The organism is Rhodococcus sp. NJ-530 (genome assembly GCF_003860625.1).
Classification (GTDB): Bacteria; Actinomycetota; Actinomycetes; order Mycobacteriales; family Mycobacteriaceae; genus Rhodococcus_F; species Rhodococcus_F qingshengii.
Window position 1 is genome coordinate 5,704,687 of sequence record NZ_CP034152.1, and the last position, 17,065, is coordinate 5,721,751.

At 61.8% G+C, this 17,065-nt stretch carries 22 protein-coding genes; 14 read left to right on the plus strand and 8 right to left on the minus strand.

Annotation, left to right across the window (positions count from 1 at the left end):
• Nucleotides 1–28: 28 nt before the first annotated feature.
• Complete coding sequence (locus EHW12_RS26615) at nucleotides 29–544, plus strand: MarR family transcriptional regulator (protein WP_003940222.1); 516 nt, start codon at nucleotides 29–31, stop codon at nucleotides 542–544.
• Nucleotide 545: 1 nt separating this feature from the next.
• Here the strand turns inward: EHW12_RS26615 and EHW12_RS26620 are convergent, their stop codons facing one another.
• Complete coding sequence (locus EHW12_RS26620; protein ID WP_003940256.1) at nucleotides 546–950, minus strand: PaaI family thioesterase; 405 nt, start codon at nucleotides 948–950, stop codon at nucleotides 546–548.
• Nucleotides 951–1,067: 117 nt separating this feature from the next.
• Between EHW12_RS26620 and EHW12_RS26625 the strand changes: the two genes are divergently transcribed.
• Nucleotides 1,068–1,511, plus strand: a complete 444-nt coding sequence (locus EHW12_RS26625; protein ID WP_050656046.1) for a helix-turn-helix domain-containing protein — start codon at nucleotides 1,068–1,070, stop codon at nucleotides 1,509–1,511.
• Nucleotides 1,512–1,513: 2 nt separating this feature from the next.
• Here EHW12_RS26625 and EHW12_RS26630 read toward each other — a convergent pair whose 3' ends face one another.
• From EHW12_RS26630 to EHW12_RS26645, 4 genes are all read right to left on the minus strand, one after another.
• Nucleotides 1,514–1,969 carry a PPOX class F420-dependent oxidoreductase gene (locus EHW12_RS26630; RefSeq protein ID WP_007729721.1) on the minus strand — a complete coding sequence of 152 codons (456 nt, stop codon included), beginning with the start codon at nucleotides 1,967–1,969 and terminating at the stop codon, nucleotides 1,514–1,516.
• 33 nt (nucleotides 1,970–2,002) lie between these two features.
• Nucleotides 2,003–2,512, minus strand: coding sequence for a hypothetical protein (locus EHW12_RS26635; protein WP_003940463.1), 510 nt, complete (start codon nucleotides 2,510–2,512; stop codon nucleotides 2,003–2,005).
• A gap of 70 nt (nucleotides 2,513–2,582) precedes the next feature.
• Entirely contained in the window at nucleotides 2,583–3,398 is an 816-nt protein-coding gene (locus tag EHW12_RS26640) for a DUF72 domain-containing protein (RefSeq protein ID WP_125052149.1), read from the minus strand.
• A gap of 44 nt (nucleotides 3,399–3,442) precedes the next feature.
• A complete protein-coding gene (locus tag EHW12_RS26645) occupies nucleotides 3,443–3,625 on the minus strand; it encodes a hypothetical protein (protein WP_003940600.1) in 183 nt (60 codons plus the stop codon).
• Between the two features lie 81 nt (nucleotides 3,626–3,706).
• Here EHW12_RS26645 and EHW12_RS26650 point away from each other — a divergent pair, with 81 nt between their 5' ends.
• The 5 genes from EHW12_RS26650 to EHW12_RS26670 all read left to right on the plus strand — a co-directional run bounded on the left by EHW12_RS26650 (nucleotide 3,707) and on the right by EHW12_RS26670 (nucleotide 7,532).
• A complete protein-coding gene (locus EHW12_RS26650; protein WP_007729728.1) occupies nucleotides 3,707–4,027 on the plus strand; it encodes a GYD domain-containing protein in 321 nt (106 codons plus the stop codon).
• A 44-nt stretch (nucleotides 4,028–4,071) separates the two neighbouring features.
• Nucleotides 4,072–4,920, plus strand: a complete 849-nt coding sequence (locus EHW12_RS26655) for an LLM class F420-dependent oxidoreductase (RefSeq protein WP_206434786.1) — start codon at nucleotides 4,072–4,074, stop codon at nucleotides 4,918–4,920.
• Nucleotides 4,921–4,994: 74 nt separating this feature from the next.
• The gene (locus EHW12_RS26660; RefSeq protein ID WP_054188455.1) at nucleotides 4,995–5,744 is read left to right on the plus strand and encodes an SDR family oxidoreductase; all 750 of its coding nucleotides are present in this window, start codon (nucleotides 4,995–4,997) and stop codon (nucleotides 5,742–5,744) included.
• Nucleotides 5,745–5,806: 62 nt separating this feature from the next.
• Entirely contained in the window at nucleotides 5,807–6,271 is a 465-nt protein-coding gene (locus EHW12_RS26665; protein WP_125052153.1) for an Rrf2 family transcriptional regulator, read from the plus strand.
• Nucleotides 6,272–6,389: 118 nt separating this feature from the next.
• Entirely contained in the window at nucleotides 6,390–7,532 is a 1,143-nt protein-coding gene (locus EHW12_RS26670) for a GGDEF domain-containing protein (RefSeq protein WP_125052155.1), read from the plus strand.
• Between the two features lie 27 nt (nucleotides 7,533–7,559).
• Here the strand turns inward: EHW12_RS26670 and EHW12_RS26675 are convergent, their stop codons facing one another.
• Complete coding sequence (locus EHW12_RS26675; protein WP_007729733.1) at nucleotides 7,560–8,444, minus strand: helix-turn-helix transcriptional regulator; 885 nt, start codon at nucleotides 8,442–8,444, stop codon at nucleotides 7,560–7,562.
• A gap of 167 nt (nucleotides 8,445–8,611) precedes the next feature.
• On the opposite strand from EHW12_RS26675, the gene EHW12_RS26680 reads away from it, so the two are divergent.
• Genes EHW12_RS26680 through EHW12_RS26695 form a run of 4 tightly spaced genes read left to right on the plus strand, consistent with a single transcriptional unit; the run spans nucleotide 8,612 to nucleotide 11,968 of the window.
• A complete protein-coding gene (locus tag EHW12_RS26680) occupies nucleotides 8,612–9,649 on the plus strand; it encodes a zinc-dependent alcohol dehydrogenase family protein (protein ID WP_075834558.1) in 1,038 nt (345 codons plus the stop codon).
• Nucleotides 9,650–9,685: 36 nt separating this feature from the next.
• Entirely contained in the window at nucleotides 9,686–11,164 is a 1,479-nt protein-coding gene (locus EHW12_RS26685; RefSeq protein WP_241199053.1) for an MFS transporter, read from the plus strand.
• On the plus strand, nucleotides 11,139–11,525 hold the full coding sequence (locus EHW12_RS26690) for a DUF2255 family protein (RefSeq protein ID WP_054825998.1): 387 nt from the start codon (nucleotides 11,139–11,141) through the stop codon (nucleotides 11,523–11,525). The genes EHW12_RS26685 and EHW12_RS26690 overlap by 26 nt, the downstream gene beginning before the upstream one ends.
• A 29-nt stretch (nucleotides 11,526–11,554) precedes the next feature.
• A complete protein-coding gene (locus tag EHW12_RS26695) occupies nucleotides 11,555–11,968 on the plus strand; it encodes a cupin domain-containing protein (RefSeq protein ID WP_007729736.1) in 414 nt (137 codons plus the stop codon).
• A gap of 13 nt (nucleotides 11,969–11,981) precedes the next feature.
• Here the strand turns inward: EHW12_RS26695 and lexA are convergent, their stop codons facing one another.
• Nucleotides 11,982–12,671, minus strand: a complete 690-nt coding sequence (gene lexA, locus EHW12_RS26700) for a transcriptional repressor LexA (protein ID WP_206434787.1) — start codon at nucleotides 12,669–12,671, stop codon at nucleotides 11,982–11,984.
• 77 nt (nucleotides 12,672–12,748) lie between these two features.
• On the opposite strand from lexA, the gene EHW12_RS26705 reads away from it, so the two are divergent.
• Complete coding sequence (locus EHW12_RS26705) at nucleotides 12,749–13,207, plus strand: hypothetical protein (RefSeq protein ID WP_125052157.1); 459 nt, start codon at nucleotides 12,749–12,751, stop codon at nucleotides 13,205–13,207.
• 102 nt (nucleotides 13,208–13,309) lie between these two features.
• Here EHW12_RS26705 and EHW12_RS26710 read toward each other — a convergent pair whose 3' ends face one another.
• Nucleotides 13,310–14,809 (minus strand): NAD(P)/FAD-dependent oxidoreductase, encoded by a 1,500-nt coding sequence (locus EHW12_RS26710; protein ID WP_003940522.1) that lies wholly within the window; start codon nucleotides 14,807–14,809, stop codon nucleotides 13,310–13,312.
• A gap of 518 nt (nucleotides 14,810–15,327) precedes the next feature.
• On the opposite strand from EHW12_RS26710, the gene EHW12_RS26715 reads away from it, so the two are divergent.
• Both EHW12_RS26715 and EHW12_RS26720 read left to right on the plus strand, forming a co-directional pair.
• Complete coding sequence (locus EHW12_RS26715) at nucleotides 15,328–15,987, plus strand: LuxR C-terminal-related transcriptional regulator (protein WP_073512573.1); 660 nt, start codon at nucleotides 15,328–15,330, stop codon at nucleotides 15,985–15,987.
• Nucleotides 15,988–16,155: 168 nt separating this feature from the next.
• The gene (locus EHW12_RS26720) at nucleotides 16,156–17,043 is read left to right on the plus strand and encodes a ScbA/BarX family gamma-butyrolactone biosynthesis protein (protein WP_125052159.1); all 888 of its coding nucleotides are present in this window, start codon (nucleotides 16,156–16,158) and stop codon (nucleotides 17,041–17,043) included.
• Nucleotides 17,044–17,065: the final 22 nt, after the last annotated feature.

Consider the following 17,065-nt stretch of genomic DNA (forward strand, 5'->3'; position numbering starts at 1 on the left):
ATGTGAAATCTGTCGCTAAGATGGGGCCATGGGCGCGGCGAACAGATCCGAAGACGACTTCATCGACAAAGTCCGTCGCGAATGGAAGCGCGCCTACCCGGAGTTCGACACCGCCCCCGTCGAAGTGATGGGCCGGATCGCCCGCATCAACGCGCAGTCTCTTCACCAGCTCGACCGCGCACTGGCGTCCAGCGGGGTCTCTCGCGCCGAATTCGACGTGATGAGTGCACTCGCTCGCAGTGACCGTCCCCTGCGGGCGAGCGAAGTCACCGCCGTCACGATGGTCAGCGGCGCCGCCACCACAAAACACGCAGACCGCCTGGCCAAGCTGGGCTTTGTCGAGCGTCAGCGCTTCGAACACGACGGACGAGTGGTTCTGCTTCAACTCACCGATGCCGGTCGCGCATTGGTCGAGGCAGAGTTTCCCCGACGCGTCGAGCGAGACCGTCAAGTACTCACCGGACTCGACGAGGACGAACGTGCCCAACTGACGGCACTGCTCAAACGCATCTCACTCAACATCGACTCGGGGATCTGGGACTGACCTACTTCGGCAGCGGTACGTTCTGCAAACGCACCTGACCGCGCGCCACCTCCTTGCCCGATTCCGGATCGGTGATGACCACCGACCACAACTGCTGAACCCGGCCCTGCTGTATCGGCACAGCCACGACGTCCACGCGCCCACCCGTACGCGCCCGCAGGAAATCCGTTCCGTTGTGCACTCCGACGGCAAATTCGCCACGGTCCGCCACTGCAGTACTGGCCCCGATGCTCGCGGCGGACTCGACGGCGGTCGTGTAGACACCGCCGTGGACTACGCCCCACGGCGTGTGATGCTCCTCGGACAGATCGATGTGCCCGACAACCTTCGTGCCGGACACCTCGTCCAGTTGCAATCCGGCAGCGCTGACAAATCCGCTTGCTGCCTCGAGATTCAATTCCGTCATGACGACCCCTCATCTGCTCCGTTGGATTTCTCGACCTACCTTCCGCCCTCGAATACATGCCGTCAAGTGCTAAGTTGGAATTCCCAACTAACATTTCCAACTAACAGGGGCCCAGAGATGACGGCGACAAAAGGACGCAACTGCTCCATCGCCAACGCCTTGGAGGTCGTCGGCGAGAAGTGGTCACTGTTGGTGCTCCGAGAAATCGTCCTCGGGCAACGACGGTTCGACGAGATCGCCGCGGGCACGGGTGCGAGCCGCGACATCCTCGCCGCGCGTCTACGCACCCTTGTCGACGCCGACGTCCTCACGAAGCGACGCTACGAAGACCATCCACCGCGCTACGAATACGTCGCCACCGAATCAGGGAAGGCGCTCTATCCCATTCTGATGGCGCTCATGGAATGGGGGGACGCCTTTGCGACGACGGGTCCACCGCCAACCGTCGTCGAACACCGTTGCGGTGAGATCCTGCACGCCCAAGTTGTGTGCGCGCACTGCAAAGAGCCGCTGGCCGCCAAAGACGCGCATGTAGTCGAACTCTCGCCGCCTACTCGATAGCGTCAGCGTCCGGGCGGAAACCCGCCTGTTGCGATCGGACCCCAGGAGTCGACGGTGACGCGGATCAGGCTCTTACCCTGCTTGCGCATGGCTTCGCGGTACTCGTCCCAGTCCGGATGATCACCGGCGATGGATCGGTAGTAGTCGACCAACGGTTCCACCGAGTCCGGGAGGTCGATCAACTCCGCGGTTCCGTTCACCTGGACGTACGGGCCATTCCACTCGTCGGAGTGGATACACAGAGACACCGCCGGGGTGCGGCGGACATTCGCGGCCTTGGCCCGTTCCGGGTACGTGGAGATGACGATCCGACCCTCGTCGTCGACCCCGCACGTCACCGGAGAGATCTGCAGCTCGCCGGATTTCTTCACCGTGACGAACGTGGCCCGATGGCGCGGCCTGATGAACTCGAGGAGTTCGGCAAACGACACACGATCTGCGCTGGCGATCTTGGACATGACCTCAGCCTAATTCGATTTACGAACTGACGCTCAGGGCATCTCGATGGTCTGTGCACGTGCGATTTCGTCGATTGCACGAATAATGTACGCGCTCTGAGCTTTCTTCACTCCGGTCGACAAACTCCCGATGACCAGAACCGCCGAACGCAGGTACGCGCCGTGCCCGATGCGGAACGAATCGTCTTCCAGATCCGAAATCCCGAGCGCCCCGGTGTAGACCGCAGCGAGCGCCTGCACGTCCAGATCCGGCAGCCACACGATCGTGGACTTGGCGCAGGCGGTGAGCGCATCCTGCACGTCCTCGCTGGACAAGCCGTCTGGATGCGTGTCCTCGAGCAATTCGCGCACGATCGCCGCGTGAACCGAGCTGACCTGCTCGAACGAGAGCCCGCGCAGTTCCTCGACAGCCACGAGTAGTCCGTCACGATTTGCCGCCCGCACCGCGGCGAGTGCGTCGGCCGTGGCATCGGCGATGTCACGGGCGACCTTCGGCCAATGCGTCGGCCAGCTCTGTTCTGGCGTCCGCTGTTCTGGCGTCATCGTGGTATCTCCTCGGTCCTCGTGTTCATGCGGAAGCCTTCCACATCCCACCGACAGGCCAGGCGATCCGTCAGCGCAGCCGCTCCAACAAGGACATTGCGTTGTGCGGCGCAAAGCCTTTCATGTCGTTGTCGAAGTAGACGCACACGTCGAGGCCCTCGTCCATCCAATCCCGAAAGCGCTTGGACCACTTGTCCAGAGCTTCGTCGGTGTACCCACTCGCATACAGTTCCTTGTCCCCGTGCATCCGCACATAGACAAAATCGGCAGTAGGAGTGGTGATGCGGGGATACCTGCCGGCTGTGTCTGCGACGACAAAACCGATGGAGTGCTCGCGCATCAGGTCCACGGCTTCGTCGGTCTCGAAGCTGGCGTGCCGCGCTTCCACCGCGTAGCGAATCGGCACGTCCCTCTCGGTCTGGGCGAACACTCGGTCTTCGGTGAGTTTGTCGTCGTGCTGTGCTGCCAGATCGGCTGCAGCCTGCGTGGTACGGGGAAGACCGTCGAAGAAGTCGGCCAATCGCTGCGATTCGAACTGCAGCGTCGGAGGTAGTTGCCACAGAATCGGCCCGAGCTTGGGGCCGAGGGCGAGTGTTCCGGCGGCAAAGAAGTTGGCGAGTCCGTCACGGGCGTCGAGCAGCCGTTTCATGTGTGTGATGTACCGGCCGCCCTTGATCGCGAACACAAAATCTTCGGGAGTTTCGCTGCGCCATTTGGTGTAGCTTTCCGGCTTCTGCAGCGCGTAGAACGAGCCGTTGATCTCAATCGACGTCAATCTCTCTGCGGCATAAGACAATTCTTTGCGGTGAGCAAGACCTTTCGGATAGAAATCTCCGCGCCACGCGGGATACGTCCACCCGGAGATACCTACCCGAATATCTGCCATCGATTCAGACTAAGCGGCACTCGAGCGTTTTGGCACTCCGTGTTTCAAACTCCGGCGCTGAGCGCGACGGATACCGGTACGACGGTCAGGCACACCACCGCACCGATGAACAACGCGATCACGAGGCGACGGTCCCACTTTCCGCGTGCACCACTGGCAGCGAGCATGAAGATCACAAAACCTACACACACGGACACGATAGTCACGATCACCGGAGTTCCAACCATGCCGTGATTGTCCCCTACCCATTGCCACCGAGCGCCCTACGGGTACACGATCGAAGTACCCATCCCGAGCTAGGAGTGGAAATGCCGAAATACCTCTGGCAAGTGACGTACTCACCCTCCGGCGCCGCCGGTCTACAGCAGGAGGGAGGCACTGCGCGGCGCGACGCGATAACGCGAATGGTCGAAAGCATCGGTGGCACTGTCGAATCCTGCCACTTCGCACTGGGCGGTCACGACATGTTCGTGATCGGCAACCTGCCGGACGACGTCGCGGCAGCCGCATTGAGCATTCGCACGGCTGCGGCAGGTGCAGCACGCTCGGAGTCGATCACACTGCTCACGCCGGAGCAGATCGACGAGGCAGTCAAGCGACCGACCGACTACCGCGCGCCGGGCAAATGACGACGGAAGGAATAGATCCCGGCAGCAGCCGAGTTGCACCCGCTGTGACGGAGACTACGAAAACACCTGACCTGGGCACCTACGGAATCTGGCGAGGAGCGGCTGGTTTGCCGCCCGAGCTGGGAACTGCGATCGAGAAACTCGGTTTCGGCACCATCTGGATCGGCGGCTCCCCACGCGCCGATCTACGGATCGCCGAGAAACTTCTCGACGCGACCGAGCACATCACCGTGGCAACCGGAATCGTCAACATCTGGTCCTCCCCTGCGGCTGAGGTGGCGGAGTCCTATCACCGACTCGAAGCCGCGCACCCGGGGCGATTCCTGCTCGGCGTAGGCGTCGGACATCCGGAGGCGACCGGCGACTACACCAAGCCGTACGCCTCACTCGTGTCGTACCTCGACGAACTCGACGCGGCCCAGGTCCCGGAATCGCGGCGCGTCCTCGCCGCACTGGGGCCGAAGGTGTTGAAACTGTCCGCCGCTCGCGCCGCCGGCGCGCATCCGTACCTGACCACCCCCGAACACACGGCCGAAGCTCGCGAAATCCTCGGCCCTTCGAAGATCCTGGCCCCCGAGCACAAGGTTGTCCTGGAAACCGATCCGGAGAAGGCCAGAGCAATCGGTCGCCCCGCCGTCGCCAACCCGTATCTGTATCTGCGCAACTACACGAGCAATCTCGAGCGCCTCGGTTTTGCGCCCGAAGAGTTGGCCAACGAGGGGAACGATCGCGTCATCGACGCCCTGGTTGCGCGGGGTACCGCGAAGTCCATCGCGGATCGACTTCGGGAGCATGTCGCGGCGGGTGCCGATCACGTTGCGATCCAAGCACTTCCCGCCGAAGGTGATCCGATCGCGACCTACGAAGCACTGTCCGCCGAACTCTTCGACTGACCGGACAACCCTTGACTTGGATAAGTAGTGTCCGAGTATACTTGGACACGACTTATCCGAGTAAAGGAGAAAACATGAAGATCGTCATTTTCGGAAGCGGACTCATCGGAAGCCAGGTCGCCGCCAAGCTCGCTGACGCCGGGCACGACGTGAAGGCGCTCGGTCGCGGCGACGGGATCGACATCACCACCGGCGCAGGTATCGCCGAGGCAGTCGAGGGTGCCGACGTCGTCGTGGATCTGACCAATTCCCCGTCGTGGTCGGACGACGACGTCTTGGCCTTCTTCCGCGACGGAACCGGCCACATCCTCGCCGCGGAAGAGAAGGCAGGCGTCGGGCACCACGTCATCCTGTCCATCGTGGGTGCCGATCGACTGCCCGATTCCGGGTACATGCGAGCCAAGGTCGCCCAGGAAGACCTGGTCAAAGCGGGCCCGACCCCCTACACGATCGTCCGATCGACCCAATTCTTCGAGTTCGTCGCCGGAATCGCCGACGCGGGAACCACCGACGGCGCCGTCCACGCAACGCCGGGACATCTGCAACCCATCGCGTCTCGAGACGTCGTGTCCCACGTCGCCGAGGTAGTGACCGCCGCGCCGCGAAACGGCACGGTCGAGATTGCCGGACCCGAACCGCTGGGCATCGACGAACTGGTCCGGCGCTTGTTCCTCGTCACCGGCGACAAGCGTTCGGTGATCTCCGATCCCGAAGCCGGCTACTTCGGCGCGAAACTCGACAACTCGGCACTGACCCCGACACCAGGTGCAGATGCATGGATCGCGCCGACAACATACGACGCGTGGCTTGCCGAGAAGGCCTGACGTCGACAACTCGAGCGACGTCCGGCCCTCACCGCTTTCCGCGGCGTCGATAGAGTCCAATCATGAAGCTTTCCGGAGGCGTGGAGTGGTCACTCCACTGCTGCGTGGTTCTGAGCCAGTCCGAGGGGCCGGTACCCACAGCCAGACTCGCCGAACTTCACGGGGTGTCGAAGACATACCTGGCGAAGCATCTGCGAGCGCTCGCGCACGCCGGTCTGGTCAATCCGACCGAGGGCCGAGACGGCGGGTACGTTCTCACCCGGGCTCCCGAGAAGATCACCGTTCTCGACGTCGTACAGGCCGTTGACGGCACCGAACCTGCGTTCCGGTGCACGGAGATTCGACAGCAAGGAATCCTCGCCGCCCCACCGGAACAGTGCCGTTCCGCCTGCGGAATCGCCAAGGTCATGGCCGACGCCGAAAAAGCCTGGCGCGCATCACTGTCGGGGGTCACTATTGCAGATCTTGCTGCAACCCTGGACCTTCCGGCACTCAGAAGGATCCTGACCACACCGATCACACCCTAGAGCAGCCCACACCCCACGAGACGGCAATCCATCGTTCAACTATCGGGTACCTTGTTCGGGGATCAAATCTTGACGAAGAATCTTCCGGGAATTTTCGCAAGATCTCGGAGGGGGTTTCATGGGAGTCAGTGGCGCTGCGGGGTTGGGGCAGAACATTCGTCAAACAACTGGACTGTTGAGTCGCTGGTGGTCTCTTGCATACGACGGCGAATGGTTCCCGAGGTTCCTGGCTGCTCGATCGATGTTGGGGACAGCCAGGGTGGTCGTCACCTTTTGGTGCGCTGTGTTCGTGGCACTCGCCGTACTGGCTCAATTCGTGAAGGGTGGCGCAACCGAGCTCCCTGAACGGCTCGCGGCGGGCGCAGCATGCATGATCGCGCTCTACTGCATGATTCGCTGGTCACTCGGACGGTCTTGGCCGAGTCACCATCAATCCGTTCGTTTCGTTTCGCTCACCAATATCTGCTTGTCCTTGATACTTCTCGCCGGAATCCATTCGAGCTTCCTGGCATTGACCGGCACCGTTCTGTTCGTGGTCGTCGCGAACTATTCGTCGGTATTCCACAGCCCTCGAATAGTCACAGCACAGATCACCGGCGCGCTGTTCATCGTTGCGCTACTGACAATTCGAGCTGTAACCGATCCGGATACCGACTCTTCGCTGTCGGTGTCCACTGGATTCGTCATCGGGTGTGTTATCGCTTCAGCTTCGATGACCGTGCATTTCCTCGTCCTGTATTTGACCGACGACGCACGACACTCTTGGCGCGATCCACTCACCGCTGCCCTGAATCGACGTGGGCTGCACAATGTCTGGCAACAGTTGTTCGGTGTCGGCGAACTCCAAGGACACGTAGTCCTTGCGGTGGTGATCGATGTCGATTCGTTCAAGAGCGTCAACGACAATCTGGGTCACGCAGAAGGTGATCGGATGCTGGTGACAGTCGGCCGGCGCCTGAACTCGGTGGTCGGAGAGGTCGGGCTGGTTGCGCGGACTGGCGGCGACGAGTTCGTGATTCTCATGCCCGTGGAGCCACGTCGCATCGAACAAACCGTGGTGGACATTCACAATTCGATATCGCGGCCTGCCGGCCGGCAGTCGATTTCCGTGAGCGTCGGAGCCAGCGTGTGGCTGTCCTCGACAATCCCGGACGCTTCGGGAACCATCGATCGGATTCTTGCCGATGCCGACAACGCGATGTATCGGGCGAAACGACGAGGTGGAGACCAGGTAGCTTGGGCAGTAACGCATCTGAGCTGAATCGGCACGATTACCTGCCGATCGAATTCAGAGCGCCGCTTCGCTGTCGTTCGCCGGATCCAGCTGATCCTGGGTTGCCGCCCAACTCGCCAAGAGTTTGAGTGCGTCAGCCGTGGGCGTCCCAGGCGCCGCGGTGTAGACCAGCAGTGTCAGCCCGGGATTGGACGGCAGTTCCATCGCCTCGAAGTTCAGCTCCAGGTCTCCGACGACGGGGTGACGAACCTTCTTGAATCCCGTCCGATGAAAGCGCACATTGTGTTTCGCCCATCGGGTGCGGAATACCTCACTGCGAGTGGCAAGTTCGCCGATGAGCTCGGTCAACGCCTTGTCATGAGGATTGCGCCCCGCTTCCGAGCGGAGCATCGCGGCGATGTCGTCTGCCGCGCGCTCCCAATCCACGAAGAAGTCCTGCGATGCCGGGTCCAGGTACACGAACCGGGCGTTGTTCGCCGGCCTACGTGGATCGGCCAACACCGGCGAATACAACGCGCGCGCCATACGATTGGCCGCCAGCATGTCGTGCCTGGCATTACGTACCCACGCCGGCGCGTCGGTGATGGCGTCGAGTATCTGCTGAATCGCCGGGCTCACGCCCTTGGGGGCGGGCCGCTTTCTACTCGGTGCGCCTGCACTGGCGGCCTTCGCGAGGTCGTACAAATGGGCAGTTTCGGCTTCGTCGAGTTGCAGTGCTCGGGAAAGGCTTTCGAGCACCGAGTCCGACGCTCCCGCCAGATTTCCGCGTTCCATGCGCACGTAGTAGTCGATGCTCACACCGGCGAGCAGAGCGACTTCCTCACGGCGCAACCCCTTGACGCGACGGTTTCCGCCGTAGGCCGGCAGCCCTGCCTGCTCGGGTGTGATGCGAGCACGACGGGAGCTGAGGAATTCGCGGATCTCGGCTCGGTTGTCCATGCAGTTCACGTTACTCGAGCGGAGAAGACCGAGGGAGGTACTGCCGTTACCTGGAACAACAGACACTCCCGCGCCCGCGAGGCGCGGCGTTGACTGATTGCAGTCGACCGGTCCACGCCGAAACGTCGACTTCGAAGCACGCGACACCAGAAGCAAGAGGGGACACCATGCGAGCAACCATCATGTACGGCGCCGGAGACGTTCGAGTCGAGACCGTGCCCGATCCGGCACTGCAGCAGCCGACGGACGCGATCGTGCGGGTCGTCAGGGCGTGCGTTTGCGGCTCTGACCTGCACCCGTACCACAACATGCCGGCCACGCCCGGTGGTTCCCCGATGGGCCACGAATTTGTCGGAGTGGTGGAAGAGACCGGTCGCGAGGTGTCCACGTTGAAGAAGGGCGACTTCGTCATCGCCCCCTTCGCCTGGTCCGACGGGACGTGCGACTTCTGCCGCGAAGGCTTGCAGACGTCTTGCCGACACGGTGGATTCTGGGCCGGAAACGGGATCGGAGGCGGTCAGGCAGAGGCCATCCGAGTGCCGTTGGCAGACGGCACCCTGGTCAAGGCGCCGGTCGGTGAGGATTCCGAACTCCTACCGTCACTGCTCACACTCTCCGACGTCTTCGGCACCGGCTATCACGCGGCGGTCAAGGGTGGCGTCAACCAACGCACGACGGTCACGGTCATCGGCGATGGAGCCGTGGGGCTGATGGCAGTGCTCTCCGCCAAACGCCTCGGCGCCGAGCGCATCATCCTCATGGGGCGCCACAAGACCCGCACGGATCTCGGTCTCGAGTTCGGAGCCACCGACGTGGTTGCCGAACGTGGAGACGAGGGCATCGAGAAAGTCCGCGAACTGACCGGAGGCGACGGCACTCATGTCGTCCTCGAAGCGGTAGGTCACATGCCTGCCTACGAGCAGTCGCTCGGAGTTGTCCGACCGGGCGGCATCATCAGCCGAGTCGGAGTACCCCAATACGAAGAAGCTCCAATCGGATTCGGGACACTCTTCGGACCCAACATCACACTCACCGGTGGACCGGCCCCGGTGCGCGCGTACATCGAAGAGCTGATGCCGGATGTGCTCGATGGAAAGATCGAGCCGGGCAAGGTCTTCGACCACACCGTCGGACTCGACGACGTAGCGGAAGGCTACCGAGCCATGGACTCCCGTGAATCGTTGAAGGTCCTCGTCCGCCCGTAGTCCACCACTTGCGAAAGTCCACCACTTGCGAAGAAGATGCGCGTGACCCACATTGCCACCCGTCCTGTTGCCGGTCGCATCAATCCCACCGCGATCCTGGCGATCATTCTGATCAGCTATTTCATGATCCTGCTCGACAATTCGATCATCTTCACCGGGCTACCCAGCATCCAAAGCAGCATGGGTTACTCGGCAACCGGGCTGTCCTGGGTCCAGGACGCCTACACCCTGGTGTTCGGCGGGCTTCTCCTGCTGGGTGCTCGTCTCGGGGACATCTTCGGCCGTCGTCGCGTATTCGTGGCCGGTCTCGCGATCTTCGCGATTGCGTCGTTTCTCGTCGGGGTCGCGCCGAACGGTTGGTGGCTCATCGCAGCGCGCGCTCTCCAAGGCGTCGGAGCCGCAGTGGTGGCCCCGGCGTCGCTGTCACTGCTGACCGCCAGCTTCCCGCCCGGCCCGGAGCGAACGCGCGCTGTTGCCTGGTACGGCGCTGCTGCGGGAATAGGCGCCAGCCTCGGACTCGTGATCGGCGGCGCCCTTGCCGACTGGGTGTCTTGGCGCGCAGGCTTTTTCATCAACGTTCCGATCGGTATCGCGATGATCGCTCTCGCTCCCCGGTTCATTCCGGAAACCGAGCCCAACTCCGGACGTTTCGATGTGGCCGGCGCTGTTCTCGCCACACTCGGGATGACCGCGCTCGTCTTCGGCACCGTCAACTCGGCCGAAGTGGGGTGGACCTCACCGATCACCGTTGCGACACTGGCGGCCGGGGCGATACTACTGACCTTGCTCTTCCTCAACGAAGCGAGAGCGGAGCAGCCGATCATGCCACTGAGGTTGTTCCGTAGCCGGGAGCGATCCGGGGCGTACGCCGCCCGAATGCTCTATCTGGGTGCCATGATCGGATTCTTCTACTTCACGACTCAGCTACTCCAAGGCGTCATGGGCTTCAGCGCGTTCCAAGCAGGCATCGCCTTCTTCCCGATGACGATCGTCAATTTTGCTGTGGCGATGCTTATTCCGCGACTGACACCGCGATTCGGAAATTCCGCAATTCTGTCGGTTGGCATTGCCGTCACCCTGGCCGGGATGGCGTGGCTCAGTCTGGTCCATCCCGGCAGCACGTACCTCACTGCGATAGCACTTCCGATGATCTTGATCGGCGCCGGACAGGGGTTGGCTTTCGCCCCTCTGACTTCTGCCGGCATCTCCGGGGTACAGGCCGAGGATGCCGGTGCCGCATCAGGATTGGTCAACACTGCACACCAACTGGGCAGTGCTCTCGGACTCGGCATCCTCGTCGCAGTTTCCGCGGGCGCCGGAGCCTCTGCCGACGACGCTACAACGGCACTCACCGATCACGTATCAACGGCTCTCACCGCAGGCACCGCCCTGCTGGCCGCTTGTCTCGTCATCGTCCTCGCACTGATCGTCCCGGCTACGAGAACGCGAAGTACCAAAAAGCAATTCGAACAGGAGAAAGGAAGCCGAGATGTCGCACTCGTGGACCGAGGCTGAACTGACCAAGATCGGCGACGCCGAGGAGTTGCAGATCTCCTCGTACCGCCGAGACGGAACCGCAAGGCCGTACGTCACGATTTGGGTTGTCCGTACCGACAACCAACTGTACGTTCGCTCGGCCTACGGAACCGACAACCCGTGGTTCGTCCGAGCAACGGCAAGTGGAACGGGCCGAATCCGAGCAGGAGGAATCGAGCGGGACGTGGCGTTCGAGTCCGCCGCACCCGATGCCCACTCGTCGATCGACTCCGCCTATCACACCAAGTACGACCGCTACGGCCCGCAGATCGTCGGCTCCGTCACCGGCCGCGCCGCCGCACCCAACACCATTCGACTTGTTCCGCTGACGCAGAACTGAACCGCCCCTTTCGATTCCGAGGAGACCTCATGGAAATCTTGAAGCCCCAGCCCACCAGCAAAGCACCCAGCGACTGGTTCACCGGCGACGTCTGGTGGGACGTCATCTACGCCGGACAGGAGCCGTCGAGGATGCGCGCCAACATGGTTCGCTTTGCACCGTGCGCGCGAACCGACTGGCACTCCCATGCAGTCGGACAGACCCTCCACATCGTCTCCGGTACCGCGCTGGTTCAAGCTCGCGGCGGCGAGATCGTCGAAGTCCACCCGGGTGAGACCGTCTACACCCCAGCGGGAGAGGAACACTGGCACGGCGCGGCACCCGACCGTTTCATGAGCCACCTCGCACTGTGGGAAGGACCCGGCGACGGAGGCACCGAAACTACATGGGGCGACAAAGTCACCGATGAGGAATACGGCGGTCCCCGCGCCAAACGTCGTTGAGACCGGACACCTCTCAGATACGGCGCATCACGGAAACAACTTTGCCCAGGATGACCGCGTGATCGCCGTCGATGACGCTGTACGCGGGATTGCGAGGCTCGAGGTACACGTGACCGTCGCGACGCCGGAGCACCTTCACCGTGGCCTCGCCGTCGATCATCGCGGCGACGATCTCACCGGAATGAGCTTCGTCCTGGCGGCGCACCACGACGACGTCACCGTCACAGATCGCTGCGTCGACCATCGACTCACCACGCACCCGAAGTCCGAACACCGTGCCGGAGCCGACGAGCTCGCGAGGAAGCGCAAGCACCTCGTCGGCGTGCTCCTCCGCGAGGATCGGCGCGCCGGCCGCGATGTCACCGACGACCGGAACCGTCACCGTATTCGACGACGACTGTTCCTTCGCGCTTACGAGGAACGGCCGCACGTCCAGCTGCCGAGCCATGGCCGCTCCTCGGCGGAGGAAGCCCTTCTCTTCGAGACTCTTGAGGTGCTTGGACACCGTCGACGTCGAGCGCAGACCAACCGCGTCTCCGATCTGCCGTGTGCTCGGCGTGCACCCGTTGGCAGCCACGAGATCCCGGATGGTCATCAGAATCTGCTGCTGGCGGAGCGGCAGGGAGGAGGCGTCGAGGCCACCGAACATGTCGAGATCGTCGTAATCGGTCACGATGAGAATCGTAGTGAGGGGTCCCGACATCCAGGCCAGGCAGCCGGAGTCCGCCAGAAACGGCACAGGCAGTTTGTTTCCCGAGCGGCGCATGGCACGCTGAGCTGATGGAGCCTCTCGAACCGATGCGCCCGGTCAGTGTTGCAGTCGACACGCGGATCAAGACTCCACTCTGGAAGATGGTGGTGCTCTATCCGGCAGTGACATCGGTGTTCATGTTTGCCGCGCTCACCACCCGAACGGGAATTGGTCTTGTCGTACTCGGACTGGCCATTTTCGTAGTCGGCGCGAGCACTTACGCGATGTCGGAGCGACGGATGCTTCGAGAGAACTCCGGGGTTCGAGTTCCATACTTCGCCGGACCTCCTGTCGCCCCGCGGCACGTCGATCTACTCGCGGCAGCAGGGATGCCCCTGCTTACGAGTGGAGCTGTGTTGACCGTGCGAGCGTCCGAAGCAGCGCGCCCCTGGGTCTTCATATCGGTGTTCGTGATAGCGATGGTCCTGGCAATAACTGTCCCGATGGTTGTGCATAACGCGCGGGTCAAGCGGACAGAATCAGCCTGAACAGTCACGCCATACCGACATCTTGCAGCGTCACGTTCAGCCTTCCCAGACGTCGGACCGACGTCTGGGTCGTGCGACCGGTCCATCCCCCGGTGGAGCCGACTATGCGCTGGCGACCTTGCTATCAGGCACGACAGCAATATCGACCTTGCTGAACTGCAGCACACCGTCTTCGATCTCGGCGTCGTGCATCAGCTTGCGGTCGCGGTAGTAATTGTTGACCACTTTCCACGCACCGCGGGCACCCTGACGCGGCATCTCTCCGTCGCCACGCTGGATGTAGCCCGATGTCAGGGCTCCGCCCATGAGAGATTCTTCCGCGAAGTCCTCAGGTTCGGCGTGAACCTCGAAAGTCGTGTAGTCGCGCTTACGCATGATCTTGAGTACGCGACACAGATAGGACGCGGCCAGGTCGGCCTTGAGCGTCCAGGATGCGTTGGTGTAGCCGAGGATCATCAGGAAGTTCGGGATGTCGGAGTAGAGCACGCTCTTGTAGGCGACCGTCTCGTTGAGCTTGACGGGCTCGCCGTCGATGCTCATGGTCGCCCCGCCAAGGATCTGCACGTTCAAGCCGGTCGCCGTGACGATGACGTCGGCCTCGATTTCGCGGCCCGACTCGGTCACGATGCCCTTCTCGGTGAACGTGGCGATACGGTCGGTGACGATGTCGGCCTTGCCGCTCTTGAGCACCTTGAACAGGTCTCCGTTGGGAACCACGCACAGGCGCTGATCCCACGGGTTGTAATTGGGGGTGAAGTGACGCAGGTCCACGTTCTTGCCGAGTTGCAAGCGGATCTGGGTGAGGAACAGCTTCTTCGCCAGCTTCGGATTGGTACGTGAGAGCTGAAAGCTGGCGCGTTGCAGTGCGATATTGCGGGCTCGACCGATCTTGTAAGCGATCTGGTCGGGAACGCGTGCAAGCTTGAGACCCTTGGCCACAGGGTCCTCGGACGGTAGCGCCTGGATCCACGTGGGCGAGCGCTGCAGCATGGTGACGTGACCGGCAGTGGGGGCCATCGACGGGATCAGGGTGATCGCGGTGGCACCGGAACCGATGACCACTACCTTCTTTCCGGTGTAATCGAGATCCTCCGGCCAGTGCTGCGGGTGCACGATCTGACCGCGGAAGTCGTCCTCACCGGGGAAGGCGGGGCGGTATCCCTTGTCGTAGTTGTAGTAACCACAGGCGCCGACGAGGACGTTCGCGGTCCACGTCTCGGTCTCCCCCGTCGCCTCGACCAGGACGGTCACGGACCACTGAGCAGTCGCGCGATCGAAGTCCATTGCCACGACCTTGCGGCCGAAGTTGATGTGGTCGGTGACGCCGTATTCCTTGGCGGTTTCCTCGACGTAGTCACGGATACTGGCGCCGTCTGCGAGCACTTTGGTTCCGATCCACGGACGGAAACCGAATCCGAAGGTGAGCATGTCGGAATCCGATCGGATGCCGGGATACTTGAACAGGTCCCAGGTGCCACCGATGTTCTCGCGGCGTTCGAGGATCGCGTAAGTGCTTCCGGTCTGCTCACGAATGAGGTGGCAAGCCGCGCCGATTCCGGACAAGCCAGCGCCGATGATCAGTACGTCGACATGCTGTGTCATGAGGAAACTCGTTTCGTAGGTCGTCGCGAAGCTACATCTGGCGTCGGCAGTGACCGAGAACGATCGGCCGGTTCAGGCCGGGTTCCCTAAGGTCAGCGCCAATGTACAGGGTATGTGCAACTGACGGTAACAGTCAATATCTCGACCCGACTGGGTACAGACCATTGAGAGTGCGACGCACCGGCCTCGCGGAAACTCGATCGAGACGCCTGAATGCCTCGAGCCATTGGGGAGTCGTTCACGTCGTCGACGGAACGCCTAATGGCTCGTCTACGCGGGATACTCATCGCCCAAATATTCAGCGCCCTAGCATAATTCGAAGGTCCACGATCAGGTGTCGAACGCACGAGTCTCCATGGGAGGACGGGCAACTGCGATATCGCCGTAACCTTCGTGCGCATCAGCGGAAAGGTCACTGCGATAGCTAACCTGCTGACGAAACCACGCTGAAAGCAACGGTTTTGGTTTCGCAGCGAAGAGAGCGGGCGGAGTGGACCTCCACCGGAGATGTAGTCGCTATGACACTCTCCAGCACAGTCACCGTGTACACCACTCATAGCGATCGAGAGTTCGCCAATGCAATCGCTGCCGGAATCAGCGCCAGGGCTTATTCCGAGCCACAAACCGCAGACATGAGCCTGTTAAGGCATCACACCAGCGATCACGGTAGAGCGCTCGTTCTCCTACCACTCGGGGGCGTCGATTGGCAGGTAAAGGAGCTCTCCGCGCTCGAGGGATCGGTCCTGGTCGGCGATCTCAGTAGCGGCAACTCCATGATTCGGGGGCTCGCAGCGGGCGCCCACGCCGTGCTCAACTCTCAACTGCCATTCGCATCCCTGCTCGATGAGCTGCAGGCTGCGATCAACCCCAACTCCGCTCGGTCTGCACACGACAAGTCCTCGCTCGTACAACGCATCCGGTTGCGCACCGAAGAATTCGCACGAATCAGCAGTCTCACCGATCGCGAGTTCGAGATCGTGGGCCTTCTCTACGGAGGCTCGAATGTCGACTCGATTGCTCGAACCGCCCACATCGCACCGACCACGGTTCGCGCCCACATCCGAAGCATCCTGCAAAAACTGGGGGTGCATTCCCAGCTGGAGGCATGCGCGATGCTCCGCCGCTCTGGTCACGACGCACGCAGACACCCACTGGAACTTCGGATCGGACGCTTCTAGCAGGAAGTGCCCCAGACACACTCGCCGAGATGGGGTGCCGCCCCTGATCGAACTCGACCTTCGAAAAGATCGTCAATTTTGACGATTCGATGACGCGCCCGGACGTCGAATATTAGGTCCTACACGACACCGAAGACACGAGTGAACATCGAAAGGTGCATTCAATCAATGGAATACACACGCACAGTGCCGCGGCATCTTGTCCACAGACATGCTGTTGCCGAGGTTTTCTTGACGGACTACCGGATCGAATCGGACTCGGCGTACCAGGTTGCTGTGCAACTCCCGGTCTCGCACCGGATATTCGACGTATCGAGCGAGCAACACGATCCGCTCGGGGTGGCAGAAGCATTTCGACAGGCAGTGGTGCTTCTGTGCCACACCCGATACGAGATTCCACTGCACTACAAGTTCCTCATGGAAACGTTCAGCTTCGAGATGCTGGACGCGCTCGACGTGCAATCAGTCGCGAAGCCGTTGAGTTTCTCGATGACAGTGGACAACCTCACTCATCGCGACGGAGCGGTTTCGGGGGTCGAAGTGTCGGGGATCCTCAGCGAGGGCAACCGGCACGTCGCCAGATGCAACGCTGTTGCGCGAGGAGTCAGCCCCGAGGGATACCGTCGAATTCGGCAAGGACGAGAAGACCACCGCCCGAGCCGGCGCATCCTTCCTTCCGGAGCCGCGGTGGTCGGATCGGAGCGAGTCGGACGCCTAACCGATGGAGATGTGCTCATCAGCACTGATCCTGCTCGGCACGCGATGTTCTGCGCTCCCGATCCGCGCAACCACTCCCTTTTCGATCACCCCGTCGACCACATCCCAGGAATGATTCTTTTCGAGGCCGCCCGACAAGCGCTCCGATTTCACATCGGCAACCCAGCAACAAAGATCGCCTCACTCTCGGCGGTCTTTCCGAGGTTCACTGAATGGGAAACGCCGTGCGAGGTGTCAACGATCCCCCTTGACGCGTCGGGCCATGTGCACCGAGTTCGGTTCACTCAAGAACTGGAAACCACCGCGGAACTCGAAATTACAGTTGCGGACCAATCATGAGAGGGAACGAACACGTTCTTCT